General features: G+C 57.3%; 15 protein-coding genes. 6 read left to right on the top strand and 9 right to left on the bottom strand.

The genetic code is table 11. The features are described 5' to 3' along the window. Positions 1-43: 43 nt before the first annotated feature. Both cfa and punC read right to left on the bottom strand, forming a co-directional pair. Positions 44-1,192: a cyclopropane fatty acyl phospholipid synthase gene (cfa, locus tag C1N60_RS11210; protein WP_021506223.1), complete on the bottom strand. Its 1,149-nt coding sequence runs from the start codon at positions 1,190-1,192 to the stop codon at positions 44-46. A 310-nt stretch (positions 1,193-1,502) separates the two neighbouring features. Then, a complete protein-coding gene (gene punC / locus C1N60_RS11205) occupies positions 1,503-2,705 on the bottom strand; it encodes a purine nucleoside transporter PunC (RefSeq protein WP_394520854.1) in 1,203 nt (400 codons plus the stop codon). Positions 2,706-2,814: 109 nt separating this feature from the next. Between punC and punR the strand changes: the two genes are divergently transcribed. Next, positions 2,815-3,726: a DNA-binding transcriptional activator PunR gene (punR, locus tag C1N60_RS11200; protein WP_127833973.1), complete on the top strand. Its 912-nt coding sequence runs from the start codon at positions 2,815-2,817 to the stop codon at positions 3,724-3,726. Here punR and purR read toward each other — a convergent pair. After that, positions 3,723-4,748: an HTH-type transcriptional repressor PurR gene (gene purR / locus C1N60_RS11195; protein WP_021506220.1), complete on the bottom strand. Its 1,026-nt coding sequence runs from the start codon at positions 4,746-4,748 to the stop codon at positions 3,723-3,725. The two genes, punR and purR, sit on opposite strands and share 4 nt — an antisense overlap. 273 nt (positions 4,749-5,021) lie before the next feature. On the opposite strand from purR, the gene C1N60_RS11190 reads away from it, so the two are divergent. Continuing rightward, a complete protein-coding gene (locus C1N60_RS11190) occupies positions 5,022-5,111 on the top strand; it encodes a cytochrome bd-I oxidase subunit CydH (protein WP_021506219.1) in 90 nt (29 codons plus the stop codon). A 56-nt stretch (positions 5,112-5,167) separates the two neighbouring features. Here C1N60_RS11190 and C1N60_RS11185 read toward each other — a convergent pair whose 3' ends face one another. Next, positions 5,168-5,959 (bottom strand): C40 family peptidase, encoded by a 792-nt coding sequence (locus C1N60_RS11185; RefSeq protein WP_394520853.1) that lies wholly within the window; start codon positions 5,957-5,959, stop codon positions 5,168-5,170. A gap of 366 nt (positions 5,960-6,325) precedes the next feature. Between C1N60_RS11185 and C1N60_RS11180 the strand changes: the two genes are divergently transcribed. Next, positions 6,326-6,658 carry a Grx4 family monothiol glutaredoxin gene (locus tag C1N60_RS11180; RefSeq protein WP_021506217.1) on the top strand — a complete coding sequence of 111 codons (333 nt, stop codon included), beginning with the start codon at positions 6,326-6,328 and terminating at the stop codon, positions 6,656-6,658. A gap of 53 nt (positions 6,659-6,711) precedes the next feature. On the opposite strand, the gene rnt is transcribed toward C1N60_RS11180, so the two are convergent. From rnt to eptA, 5 genes are all read right to left on the bottom strand, one after another. Further along, positions 6,712-7,380 carry a ribonuclease T gene (gene rnt, locus C1N60_RS11175; RefSeq protein ID WP_021506216.1) on the bottom strand — a complete coding sequence of 223 codons (669 nt, stop codon included), beginning with the start codon at positions 7,378-7,380 and terminating at the stop codon, positions 6,712-6,714. A 108-nt stretch (positions 7,381-7,488) separates the two neighbouring features. Continuing rightward, the gene (gene gloA, locus C1N60_RS11170) at positions 7,489-7,896 is read right to left on the bottom strand and encodes a lactoylglutathione lyase (protein WP_021314698.1); all 408 of its coding nucleotides are present in this window, start codon (positions 7,894-7,896) and stop codon (positions 7,489-7,491) included. A gap of 101 nt (positions 7,897-7,997) precedes the next feature. Continuing rightward, positions 7,998-9,095 (bottom strand): alkene reductase, encoded by a 1,098-nt coding sequence (locus C1N60_RS11165; RefSeq protein ID WP_058776267.1) that lies wholly within the window; start codon positions 9,093-9,095, stop codon positions 7,998-8,000. Positions 9,096-9,144: 49 nt separating this feature from the next. Next, the gene (locus C1N60_RS11160; RefSeq protein ID WP_031279165.1) at positions 9,145-9,741 is read right to left on the bottom strand and encodes a TetR/AcrR family transcriptional regulator; all 597 of its coding nucleotides are present in this window, start codon (positions 9,739-9,741) and stop codon (positions 9,145-9,147) included. Between the two features lie 39 nt (positions 9,742-9,780). Then, positions 9,781-11,418 (bottom strand): phosphoethanolamine transferase EptA, encoded by a 1,638-nt coding sequence (gene eptA / locus C1N60_RS11155; protein WP_394520852.1) that lies wholly within the window; start codon positions 11,416-11,418, stop codon positions 9,781-9,783. Between the two features lie 220 nt (positions 11,419-11,638). On the opposite strand from eptA, the gene C1N60_RS11150 reads away from it, so the two are divergent. The 3 genes from C1N60_RS11150 to sodC all read left to right on the top strand — a co-directional run bounded on the left by C1N60_RS11150 (position 11,639) and on the right by sodC (position 13,440). Then, positions 11,639-11,878 (top strand): DUF1289 domain-containing protein, encoded by a 240-nt coding sequence (locus C1N60_RS11150; protein ID WP_021506211.1) that lies wholly within the window; start codon positions 11,639-11,641, stop codon positions 11,876-11,878. 65 nt (positions 11,879-11,943) lie between these two features. Beyond that, entirely contained in the window at positions 11,944-12,840 is an 897-nt protein-coding gene (locus C1N60_RS11145) for an aldo/keto reductase (RefSeq protein WP_394520851.1), read from the top strand. A gap of 81 nt (positions 12,841-12,921) precedes the next feature. After that, a complete protein-coding gene (gene sodC / locus C1N60_RS11140; RefSeq protein ID WP_058780640.1) occupies positions 12,922-13,440 on the top strand; it encodes a superoxide dismutase family protein in 519 nt (172 codons plus the stop codon). Positions 13,441-13,567: the final 127 nt, after the last annotated feature.

Raw genomic sequence — 13,567 nt, 5'->3', positions numbered from 1 at the left:
AATAAAAAAGGCGCGGTAAGCGCCTTTTATCCTGGCTCGGAAATTAACGCGCCACGCGCAAACCGCCTTCGGCGCCGCGGCTGAAAACTACCTGCCACAGCTGAATATCCCGCGCGCGAAACGCACCGGCGCAGGCGTTGAGGTAATAGCTGAACATCCGTTCGAAACGCTCGCCATACTTCTCTGCCAGCTGCGGCCATGCCGCCTGAAATCGCTCGTACCAGGCCATCAGCGTGGTGTCATAATCCGCGCCGAAGTTGTGCCAGTCTTCCATGATGAAGTGGGATTCGCTGGCATCGGCGATCTGCCGTACCGACGGTAAACAGCCGTTGGGGAAAATGTATTTATCGATCCACGGGTCGACGTTCATGTCGGTTCTGATCGCCCCAATGGTGTGCAGCAAAAACAGGCCTTCCGGTTTCAGGTTACGATCAACCACATCGAAGTAGGTGGCATAGTTTTTCGGCCCGACGTGTTCGAACATGCCCACCGACACGATGCGGTCAAACTGCTGGTTCAAATCACGGTAATCCTGCAGCAGAATGGTCACATCCAGACCGGCACAGCGCTGCTGCGCCATTTTCTGCTGCTCGGCAGAGATAGTCACGCCATGCACTTTCACCCCGTAATGACGCGCGGCGAATTCCGCCAGTCCGCCCCAGCCGCAGCCGATATCAAGTAGCGTCATGCCCGGCTCAAGCTGCAGCTTGCGGCAGATCATATCCAGCTTGTCCTGCTGTGCCTGCTCCAGCGTTTCCGCGCTTTTCCAGTAGCCGCAGGAGTACTGCATAAACGGATCGAGCATCAGTGAAAACAGGTCGTTGCCAAGATCGTAGTGCTCTTTACCAACAATCCAGGCGCGTTTCTTTGACTGCAGATTGGTGAGGCGCGCCGCAGCAATGCGCAGCGTGTCTTTAAAATGGTGCGGTAACTGCTTATCCAGATGATGTTTCAGCACGCGGTGGAAGAACATATCCAGACGTTCGCACTCCCACCAGCCGTCCATGTAGCTTTCACCGAGGCCCAGCGATCCCTCCTGCAGGACCCGTTTGAAAAAATCCGCATGTCTGACCTGAATATCCCAGGGGCGTGTGCCGTTGATGTGAATGTCCGCCCGCTCCAGTAATTCATGGGCGATACGAAACCATTGGTTTTCTTCAAGGCTCACTTCTTCTATACACGATGAACTCATAGCTTCTCCATCACCTTTCCGATTTGAACCTGAGAAAAAGAATAGTCAAATTCCTCAGGCCTGTGAGAGAACTCACGGAAAATCCGTGCGCCAGATAGCCGACGTATTACAGAGGTATGAATCTGAATAGAAATGTCTGCCACAACTCCGGAGGTGAATATCGTGCAGACGCCATCCCAGCGACAGTGTCGCTAAAAAATACGCTCATTATGTTATTGATTTGTTGCAGAAATGCTGACCTACTGAGTATATGCTCACGCAGGTCAGTATTCAATGGCTTATCGTTAGTTTGCTAACGATAATCGTTGCCTTAGCAATTATCTTCGCAGGGACGGGAAGCGTGAGCAATATCACTTTGTGCGCTGGCGCTGCGCTGCCACAGGAAACCGGCCCAGGCGAGGATCACTGTCGCCACCATGACCAGCGTAGTATGTAACAGCGCCTGCTGCAGACCGGCGGAAACAATCAGGCTGGCGAGGAAGCATAAGCCCAGCTGCAGCAGATTCTGCAGGCCGGCCGCTTTGCCGGTGGCCTGCGGGAACGGGGCGAGGGCGCTGGACACCACAATCGGGTAAATCGCGCCATTGGCCAGCGCCATGCCGCAGAACGGCAGCAGCAGAGCCACCAGCGGCGGCGTAGTCATCAGCGCCACCGCAAACAGGCCCAGAATGCTTAGGCTGTAAATCATCAGCAACCACGGCAGCAGCTGCGCACCCTGAAAGCGATTCAGCAGTGCGCGACAGCTAAATCCGCCCAGCAGGAAGGCGATGGTCTGCGGAATATAGCTCAGGCCAATGTCCGCCGGGCTCAGACCCGCGGCGGCGAGGATAAACGGCGAGCCGGTCAGCCAGGCGAAGAAACTGGCGGAGCAGGCCGCATAAATCAGTACGTTACCGCTGTAAATACGCGTCGCCAGCAGCGTCAGCCAGCCCGGCTGTGGCGCGCTGTCGTGGCGCGCACGCGGCGCGCTGGCCAGTTTCAGCGTGCCGAACAGCAGCACCAGCGTCACCAGCGTGAGCGCGACGAAGATGGCGCGCCAGTGAAAATGGGCCATCAGCCAGGCGCCCAGCAGCGGCGCCAGCGCCGGTGACAGCGCCACCAGCGGCATAATCGTGGCAAACACTTTGTTGGCTTTGGCCTGCGGATAGCGATCAACCACCAGCGCCTGCCAGCTCACCGCTGCGGCGCACACGCCTACCGCCTGCACAAAACGCAGCGCCAGCATCAGCCAGACGTTAGTCACCCACAGCATGGCAAGACAGCTCAGCGCAAACAGGCTCAGGCCCGCCAGCAGAATGGGTTTACGGCCGAAGCGGTCCGACAGCACGCCCCACAGCACCTGCGCACAGGCAAAGCCGCCCAGAAACAGGCTCAGGCTGGCGCTGATGGTGCCCGGTGCGGAAGCAAAGTCGCGCTGCATGGCGCCGAAGGCGGGTAAATACATATCGGTGGCCAGAAAGCCGAGCATGCTCAGCACGGCAAGGTAAGGCAGAAATCCTTTGGATGACAGCATGGTTTTTCTCATTCGGCAGGTTGAACGGCGGGGAGTGTAAAAGGGTGCAGCGGGCTTTGTGAAACGCTAATATTTGCAGGGTGCTGTTAAAATTTTTGATGGGAAAACTATGTGGTCGGAATATGCACTTGAGGTGGTGGACGCGGTAGCGCGCACCGGCAGTTTTAGCGCGGCGGCGCAGGAGCTGCACCGCGTGCCCTCTGCCATCAGCTATACCGTGCGCCAGCTGGAAGGCTGGCTGGCGGTACCGCTGTTTGAGCGGCAGCATCGCGAAGTGGTGCTGACGGCAGCAGGCGAGCATTTTGTGCGTGAAGGGCGTTCTGTTATCAAAAAAATGCTGGCCACGCGCCGCCAGTGTCAGCAGCTGGCTAATGGCTGGCGCGGTCAGCTCAGTATCGCGGTAGATTGCATCGTCAAACCGCAGCGCACCCGCCAGCTGGTAAAGGATTTTTACCGCCATTTCCCCGATATGGAGCTGATCATCAGCTACGAAGTATTTAACGGCGTGTGGGACGCGCTGGCTGATGGTCGTGTCGATGTGGCGATTGGCGCCACCCAGGCCATTCCGGTCGGCGGCCGCTTCGCCTTTCAGGATATGGGCGCGCTCAACTGGCGCTGCGTGGTGAGTCCGCAGCATGCGCTGGCCCACAGTCCGCAGCTGGACGACGAAACCCTGCGCGCCTGGCCGTCGCTGGTGCTGGAAGATACGTCGCGCGCGCTGCCGCGCCGCATGACGTGGACGCTGGATAACCAGCGGCGGCTGGTGGTGCCGGAGTGGGAAACCGGGCTGGATTGCCTGCAGGCTGGATTGTGCGTGGGCATGGTGCCGGGACACCTGGCGCGCCCGCTGCTGGACAGCGGCGCGCTGGTGGAGCTGGCGTTGCCGCAGCCGTTTCCGGACAGCCCGTGTTGCGTCAGCTGGTCTGAGCAGCGCGCGTCACCGGCGCTGGCGTGGTTACTGGAATATCTGGGCGATGCGGAGACGCTGAACCACGAGTGGCTCAGCGAGAAGGTGGCTTAACGGCGGTAATCGCGGAACGGGCCATCGGCCACGGAGCGGCGCTCAATCAGCGTGGGCTGCACTTCAATGGTCTGCGGCTCTTCGCGTTTGCTGGTGATGCGGTCCAGCAGCATCTCCAGTGCCTTTTCCCCCAGCTGCGCTTTCGGCTGGTGCACGGTTGTCAGCGCCGGGGTGAAGTAGCGCGCGTTGCGCACATTGTCATAGCCAATTACCGAAATATCCTGCGGCACGCGCAGTCCCATCTCGTCGGCCGCGCAAATCGCGCCCATCGCCATGATATCGCCGCCGCAGAACACCGCCGTCGGGCGCTGTTTCTGGTTCAGGATCTGCTGCATTGCCTGATAACCTGACTCCGGTTCGAAGTCACCCTGCACAATCCACTCGGGACGGACGCTGATGCCCGCTTCCTGCATCGCCTGCAGAAAACCCGCATGACGGCCGCCACCGGTGTTGCGCTCCATCTGGCCAGGGATAGCACCGATATCGCGATGGCCGCGCTCAATCAGGTATCGCCCGGCGAGGTAACCGCCGTGGAACGCATTGTCCTGCACGGTATCGGTAAAGTCCCCGCGCGATTCGCCCCAGTCCATGACCACCATCGGGATATTGCGGTTCTCTTCCAGCATCTGCAGCAGATCGTCGGGATATTCGGAGCACATGACCAGCAGGCCATCGACGCGCTTTTGCGCCATCATTGACAAATAGGCACGCTGTTTTTGCAGATCGTTATGCGCGTTGCCAAGAATCAGCGTGTAACCACGCTCAAAGCAGTGATTCTCCACGGCTTCAATAATTTCGGCGAAGTAGGGCGCTTCGCTGGAGGTCGCCAGCAGGCCCAGCGTCTTGGTGTGATTCACCTTCAGGCTGCGGGCCACCGCGCTCGGTGAGTAGTGCAGCGCTTTAATCGCTTCCCATACGGCGTTACGCGTCTCTTCCGCGACAAAACGCGTTTTGTTGATGACATGCGAAACCGTGGTGGTTGAGACCCCGGCGCGTTTCGCCACATCTTTAATGGTTGCCATGAAAATGGTACTCCTGGGCTTATCGCAACTTACTGATAAGTATATTGTTAAACGTTTGCGTCTGCTAATGGTTTTGCGCCCTGAATATCAGGGCTAATCTGCTTAATCGGGCAGGAAAACATCCTTCAGCAGGCTGTCAATGCAGCATGCGCTAAATCTGTTGCGCAACGAAAGGCGGCGATTCTAGCAAGCCGGGGCGGATAACACGAGATTTTTGCCCATCACTGTGCGAAAATTATTTAACCATGCAAACTGTGTGACTAAGGAGTTGTGATGAGTACCGATTTAAAACTGGCATTGACCACCACCGCCGCTGCTCTGCTGATGATTATTGCCTTTAGCTTTACCGCCATTCTGCATTAATAAAAAAGCCGGTGCTGCTGAACAGCCACCGGCTTTTTTGTTGCGCAACGCTGAGCTTAGCGCACGGTTTTCGGCGTCATCATACGGCGTGCGCCAACGTAATGCTTCTGCCAGTAATCCTCGCCCAGCGCGCTAATCTGGATATCCTTACCGGTGCGCGGAGACTGAATGAATTTACCATTGCCCAGATAAACCCCGACATGGTCGGCGGTGCCGCGGTTGTTGATGCGGAAGAACACCAGATCGCCTTTCTCCAGCATCTCGCGCTTGATCGGCGCGGCGTCGCGCAGGTGATACATCTCATTGGCGGTACGGGGAAATTTAAACTTCACCAGATCTTTGTAGGCGTACCACACTAAACCACTGCAGTCGAAACCGGTGTGCGGTGAGGTGCCTCCCCACTGATACGGTTTACCCAGCTGGCCCATCAGTTTCGTCATCGCGGTTTCACGTGCTTTTTGATAGCGCAGGCGGTGGGCTTTGCTCATTTTAATGCCGCTCAGCTGCTGCACTTCATCATCAACGGCAACGTCACGCGATTTTTTCGCCAGCCGCTGATGACCATATTTTTTCGCACTGAGCTTAAGTGAGGATTTGCGCTGGGTGGTGTGCTGAAGTACCGTTTCGCTTTTGTGCTGTTTTTTCAGCCTGAACTTCTGTACCGACGTCAGGCGTGACTTTTTGCTGGTGGTTTTCACCGGGCGTCGTTTGCGACGCTCATCGTCACGCGCGTTCTTTTTCTCCGCTTTCTGCAAACTGGCATTAACCGGCGCATGCGGAGAAGCCGCCGCCACATTAAAGAACAGTTGGGCAAAAGCCAGTATGAAAAGCGTAATCAGTAAACGCATAGTCCGGTTACAGGTTAAGCCGTCGGCAGAAAGCCAGACCGCGGTAAAGTTAGAAAAATCTGATCGACGATCAGCACCGGGGCAATTCTAATCCACTTTTTTTGCAAAAGGTAAGGTCTTTTTCCATTAATCTGTCACGGTACTGAAAGTGGGGCAAAAATGAGCGATTTCAGCTGTTTAACCCAGCGGAATTATTGCTAATTATTAATTGATTAATGCTTATTAATGATATGAAAATGTTATTCGTGGCGCGCGAACTTAACAAACATGGCGATATGCGCCGGCTAAGGCAAAATCCCGTTTTCAGTCGCGGGGCGAAGTCGCTACAATAAACAAACACGAAGTGAAGGATTAAGGAAGGCAAAAATGAGTACTGTTGAAAAAATTCAGCGCCAGATCGCAGAAAACCCGATCCTGCTGTACATGAAAGGTTCGCCAAAACTGCCAAGCTGCGGTTTCTCTGCGCAGGCGGTACAGGCGCTGTCTGCCTGTGGTGAGCGCTTTGCGTACGTAGACATTCTGCAAAATCCGGATATCCGCGCTGAGTTACCGAAATACGCCAACTGGCCAACTTTCCCGCAGCTGTGGGTGGATGGCGAGCTGGTCGGCGGCTGTGACATCATCGTTGAGATGTTCCAGCGCGGCGAACTGCAACCGCTGATCAAAGAGACCGCTGAGAAGCACAAAGAAGCAGAATAAGAAAAAGGCCGACAGCAGTGTCGGCCTTTTTTTTGGCTGCGGTCTGACGGGCCTCAGGCTGAGGCATCGTCTTCGGCCGGCTCTTCACTCACCGCCAGCGGCCAGCCGCCGAGGCGTTTCCAGCGATTTACCAGTTCGCAAAACAGCGTGGCGGTCTGTTCGGTATCGTACAGCGCCGAGTGCGCCTGAGTGCTGTCAAAATCTATCCCCGCCGCTTTACAGGCCTTCGCCAGTACCGTTTGTCCCAGCACCAGCCCGCTCAGCGCGGCGGTGTCAAAGGTGGCGAACGGGTGAAACGGGTTACGCTTCATGCCGGTGCGCTCTGCCGCCGCCATCAGAAAATTATGATCAAAGGTGGCATTGTGCGCCACGATAATCGCCCGGTTACAGCCGCTGTCTTTGGTGCCTTTACGCACCATTTTGAAAATGGCGTGCAGCGCCTCATATTCACTCACCGCGCCGCGCAGCGGATTGCTGGGGTCGATGCCGGTAAACGCCAGCGCTTCGGGATTGAGAATCGCCCCTTCGAACGGCTCCACGTGGAAATGCAGGGTTTCATCGCGGTGCAGCCAGCCATCCTCATCCATTTTTAACGTGGTGGCGGCGATTTCCAGCAGCGCATCGGTTTGCGCATTAAAACCGGCGGTTTCAACGTCAATCACCACAGGATAAAAACCACGGAAGCGTTGATGGAGAGCGTTTAAGGCGTTCGATTCAGACATCAGGATCTCATTGCAGGAAATGGGGCAGCGCGCATTATGGCAAAAATCGGCGCAGGGTGCAGCAGGAGAGGGAAGTCAGCCCGCAAATTAGCAGGCTGACTAACGGCATTAGTTGCCGAGGCCGTGACCGGCGTGTTTGTTTTCGATCAGCTCGATTTTGTAGCCGTCCGGATCTTCCACGAAAGCGATGATGGTGCTGCCGCCTTTTACCGGGCCGGCTTCACGCGTGACGTTACCGCCCGCCTGACGGATGCGGTCGCAGGTCGCCGCGACATCATCCACGCCCAGCGCAATGTGGCCGTAGGCATTGCCGAGGTCATATTTATCCACGCCCCAGTTGTAGGTCAGCTCAATGACCGCACCTTCGCTCTCTTCGGTGTAACCCACGAAAGCCAGGGTGTATTTGTATTCGGTGTTTTCGCTCTGACGCAGCACGCGCATGCCCAGCACGCGGGTGTAAAAATCGATGGAGCGCTGCAGATCGCCAACGCGTAACATAGTGTGAAGTAAACGCATAACATCCTCTTTTCAAAAGTCATCAGGGAACCCGCTTAGTATAGCGAGGGAATGCCCTGAAGAAAGCACGCGGCCGCACATCCGCTGCGGCCGCGTTTGACTTACAGTGTCGGGTAGTCGGTGTAACCTTCCGCGCCGCCGCCGTAGAAGCTCTCCGGGCGCTGCGGGTTAAGCGGTGCATCCTGCTGCAGGCGCGCTACCAGGTCCGGGTTGGCGATGAAGTCACGGCCAAAGGCCACCGCGTCAATCAGGCCACGCGCAATCAGATCGTCCGCTTTTTCCACGGTGTAGGCACCGGCACCGATAATCACGCCCGGGAAGGCGGCACGCACTTTCTGGCGGAACTCATCGGTGTAAGGCTTACCGCCCGCCCAGTCTGGCTCAGACAGGTGCAGGTAGGCGAGGCCGCGCTTGCCCAGTTCGCTGATGTACCACAGTGCCGCTTCTTCTTCATCCGGACCGTTTTCCAGATTCTGGAAGGCGCCGATTGGCGAGATACGGATACCGATGCGATCGGCTGACCAGTTAGCAATTGCCGCATCGACCACTTCCAGCGCGAAACGGCCGCGCTTCTCAATCGAACCGCCGTATTCATCGGTACGCTGGTTAGAACCCGGTGCGAGGAACTGATGCATCAGATAGCCGTGCGCAGAGTGCAGTTCCAGCAGATCAAAGTCGGCGTCGCGCGCATTGGCTGCCGCCTGACCGAAGTCTTTAACGATCTGCTGAATTTCTGCCACGCTCAGTTCACGCGGCATGGAGGTATCTTCACGGTATACGCTGCCGTCGGCGGCGCGCAGCGAGGTGCGGGTGCCAGCGGCGATCGCGGACGGTGCAACCGGCGCTTTGCCATCCGGCTGCACGCTATTATGCGAGATGCGGCCGGTGTGCCACAGCTGAACGGCGCTGTGACCGTGCGCGGCGTGAATACCTTCGTTAATCATTTTCCACGCAGCAATCTGCTCCGCGGTGTGTAAACCCGGCGCACCGGCGTAGCCTTTCGCCTGGAACGAAACCTGGGTGGCTTCGGTAATGATCAGACCCGCGCTGGCGCGCTGCTGATAATACTCCGCCATCAGCGGGGTAGGAATATCGCCCGGTTCAATGCTGCGCAGACGCGTCAGCGGCGCCATAAAGACACGGTTAGGTACGGTAATCGCGCCCACTTTCAGCGGGGTGAACAGCTGTTTACTCGCCATGATGACTCCTGTAATAGACCGGTCGTCTAGAAATTGCCGTTTTTAAAAATCAGCGGTGATTAAGCCACTGTTCGATGGTGTCGAGCGCCAGGCTAATCGGCCCGGGCTCACGTGAAATCTTGCTCTGCAGGCTGGCACCCAGCCACAGCAGATAACAGCGTTGCGCCAGCTGCTGCGGGCTTTGCCCATAGGGCAGCGGCTGTTCGGCTGCGACCTCCGTCAGACAGCGTGCGTAAGCCGCCGTGATGGCCGTAGCACCGCGCTGCAGCGCATCGCGCATCGGCTCTGACAGATCGCACACTTCGCCGGAAAGCTTAACGCCCAGACAGCCGACGATGTGACCCTGCTCAATAAACAGCCGTTCCGCGTAGCGAAAATGCTGCAGTAAGCGTTCGCGTGCAGTAACGCCGGGCTGGGTCAGCTGCTGTTCAACCTGCTGCTGATAGTTGACGAAATAGCGCTCCAGCAGCGCCACACCGAACGCTTCTTTTGAGCGGAAGTAGTGATAAAACGAGCCTTTCGGCACTTCCGCCAGCGCCAGCATTTCGCTCAACCCCATGCCGGTGAAACCGCGCTGCAGGCAGACCTGCTCGCCGGTGGCGAGCAGATGTTCACGGGTTTCGTTGCGTTGCACTGTCTTATTCATGGCAGGCAGAGTATTAGACCAGTCGGTCTAATGCAATCCTCAGGCGCGATTCTGGCACGATTTGATCATATCCAGCTGTGGCTGATACTGCTGCGTCTGGATATTGAACAGGCCGAGCACCGTGTGGAACAGATTATCCTGCGACACCGCTGTCTCTGTCGCCTGCTGGCGCAGACAGGCCTGATCAATATGATACGCCGCGGCGTAGCCCGGCGACATCCACAGCAGCAGCGGGATGTGCGTCTGCTGCGACGGCGCAAACAGGTACGGCGCACCGTGCAGATACATGCCGTGTTCGCCCAGCGATTCGCCATGGTCAGACAGGTACACCAGCGCCACGTTAAAGCGATCGCTCAGGCCCTTCAGCTTATCGATGGTGCGACTCAGCATATCGTCGGTATACAGCAGCGAGTTATCGTAGGTGTTGACCAGCGCCTGGTGATCGCAATCCTGTATCTGATTGCTGTCGCAGGTCGGCGTAAAGCGCTGGAACGCGGCCGGATAGCGCTTAAAGTAAGCCGGACCGTGGCTGCCCATCTGGTGCAGTACGATGATGCCGTCATTATGCAGGCTGTCGACATAGTTATCAAAACGATGCAGCAGGACGTCATCGAGGCAGAAGCCATCGTGGCAGTACTGCGGCAGCTGCCACTGCGTCATATCGGTATGCGGCACGCGGTCACAGGCACCCTTGCAGCCGCCGTCGTTTTCGCGCCACAGCACGCTGACTCCGGCATGGGCCAGCACATCCAGCACGCCTTCCTGATGATGGGCGAGGTTCGCGTCATAGTGCTCGCGCGGCATATTCGAGAACATGCACGGCACCGAAATGGCGGTTTCCGTGCCGCAGGAGCTGGCGTTGGGATAATAAATCACCTGCTGCTTTTTCAGCTGTGGGTTGGTGTCGCGCGCATAGCCGCCGAGGGAGAAGTTCTCCGCGCGCGCAGTTTCACCGACCACCAGCACCACCAGCGTCTTTTTCGGCTCGGCGGTGATTAGCGGACCTTTCTTCGCATCTTCGCCAATCTTTACCAGCGCCTGGCTGCCCTGCAGATAGCGCTGATCGACATAATGGCCGGTGCCACTGACAATATTGGCTGGGGTGATCATCTTCACCAGGCCTTTGTTATTGCGGATTAGCGAAGCATAGTCTTTGTAGAACAGCACAGCCATCAGCAGAATCACCAGTACGGCACCGAGCGCACTGGCGAGGCGCTGCAGCAGGTTCCACCACCAGCGCTGGCGATTGCTGATGCGGACGCTGCACACCAGCGCGATCGGAAGAATGCCCATCAGCAGCATCCAGATGACATAGTTGCGGCTCATCAGCGCGCCGGTTTCCTGCGCATTCGACTCAAACACGTTTTCGATCATGTTGGTGTCGATGACCGTACCAAAGCTGTGCATAAAGTAGTTGGCGGCGGCGCTGGCGAGAATAAGCACAATCAGCAGCGGTTTGCGTATCCACGGCCAGGCCAGCAGCGAAAAGAGCAGATAAAACGCCGCGACCAGCACCACCGGCATGCTGGCGGCGAACAGATAATCATGCACGCGGGTGTAGGGAATAATTTCCCACGCGCGCAGTAAAAACAGGGCATTGAGGACAAAAGCAAAGAACAACGCGGCCAGTAAATTAAAACTGTTGTCGTGACACTGTAACTTAGAGATCAGTTTCATGGAGACTCATCGGAATAACGGAATATGACAATCGTATGAATTGAAGATGAGGAAAACCTTAACCGCGTCTCCTTACCTGATTGATTCCCTGACTATCGCCACGGTCACGGAAGCTGGCGTGGTTGTCGCCGTGTACAGTACCAGTAATAACGGTTTATGCCTTGCACTATGTCACTAAGCTGTTATCAATAAGAGTGGATAGGTTCATTGCGGAGGTGATGTGGCTGAGCAATTAGAGTTTTTTCCGGTTCCGAGCCCCTGTCGTGGTATCTGCCAGAGCGATGCGCGCGGCTATTGCCGTGGCTGTCTGCGCAGCCGGGAGGAGCGCTTCAACTGGATGAAATTCAGCGATGCGCAAAAACGCGAGGTGCTGCGCCTGTGTCGTCAGCGCCTGTTGCGCCTGCAGCGTCAGCAAAAAGTGGATGAAAATCCTGATCCACAGCAACCGGAGCTGTTTTAAGAAAACGCGGCGTACGCATTTGGTTATACTCGCGCTTTCGCTATTGCGCAGAAGGGAGTTTAACCATGTTACAACCGCAATCTATTGCCCCGCAGGGACCCGCTTTTTCGCCGCTGATCGCCGGTTACTGGCGGCTGATGGAGTGGGGCATGACGCCACAGCAACTGGTGCAGTTCATTGAGCATCATCTGGCATTGGGCATCACCACCGTTGACCACGCCGACATCTATGGCGACTATCGCTGTGAAGCCGCGTTCGGCGAAGCGCTGCGCCTGGCACCGCAGCTGCGTCAGCAACTGCAAATCGTCACCAAGTGCGGCATTGCCACCCGCGCGAAACCGGAACATAAAATCGGTCACTACATCACCGAAGCCAGCCACATCCTGCACAGTGCGGAAAATTCCCTGCGCCACTTTGCCACCGATTATCTCGATCTGCTGTTGATTCACCGTCCGGATCCGTTAATGGATGCGGATGAAATCGCCGACGCCTTCCTGCAGCTGCATCAGAGTGGCAAGGTGCGTTATTTTGGCGTCTCCAACTTTACCGCTGCGCAGTTCACGCTGCTGCAATCCCGTCTGCCGTTTAGCCTGGTCACCAATCAGCTGGAAATCTCAACGCTGGAGCAGTCGGCGCTGCTCGACGGCACGCTCGACCAGTGTCAGCAGACGCGTATGCGCCCAATGGCGTGGTCGTGCCTCGGTGGCGGCCGCCTGTTTAACGATCCGCACTACCAGCCGCTGCGCGATGAGCTGGAACAGGTGCGTCAGGAGATCGGTGCCAGCAATATCGAGCAGGTGGTCTATGCCTGGGTAATGAAGCTGCCCAGTCGTCCGCTGCCGATTATCGGTTCCAGTAAAACCGCGCGCGTCAGCGACGCAGTGAAAGCCTGTGAACTGACGCTGGATCGTCAGCAGTGGTTCCGTATTCGCAAGGCGGCACTCGGCTACGATGTGCCCTGAAGCGTAAATCTGCGTCAAACTACGGCAGCCTGGGCAAAAGCGGTCCAGGCTTAGAGGGAATCTGAACCGTAAGGAGACGTTATGAAAAAAACCATTATGGCCGTGCTGACGCTGGCGTGTGCTGCCGGTGCACACGCGGCGTCAGAAGACGTGACGCTGCATCAGGTGACGGCGCAGGGTATCGGTGAGTCGATCGGTAAGGTGACCATCAGCGAAACCCCGTATGGTCTGCAGTTCGCGCCGGCGCTGAGCGGGCTGAAACCCGGCATTCACGGCTTCCACGTCCACGCCAAAGGCAGCTGTGAGCCCGGCGAATCCGCCGGCAAAACCGTGGCGGCCGGCGCGGCGGGCGGTCACCTCGACCCGCACAACAGCGGCAAGCACCTCGGTCCGTACGCTGACGGTCACCTCGGCGATTTGCCCGCGCTGTATGTCACCGACGACGGCAAAGCCAGCTATCCCGTGGTGGCGCCCCGTCTGAAATCGCTGAGCGAGATCAAAGGCAAAGCATTGATGGTGCATGTCGGCGGCGATAACCATGCAGACCATCCGCAACCGCTTGGCGGTGGCGGGGCACGTCTGGCCTGCGGCGTGATCTGACTACCGAGCGGCGACGGGCCTGACCCGCCGCCGCCGCGCAGAAAAATTCTGACCCATTTTCCTGCTACTCAGCGGCAACATTCCATCCTATGATGTTGATTCAGGAACGGAACCGCTCAGGGGCAGG

Source organism: Pantoea sp. SGAir0184 (assembly GCF_043544755.1).
This window is presented reverse-complemented; position numbering and strand designations above follow the sequence as displayed.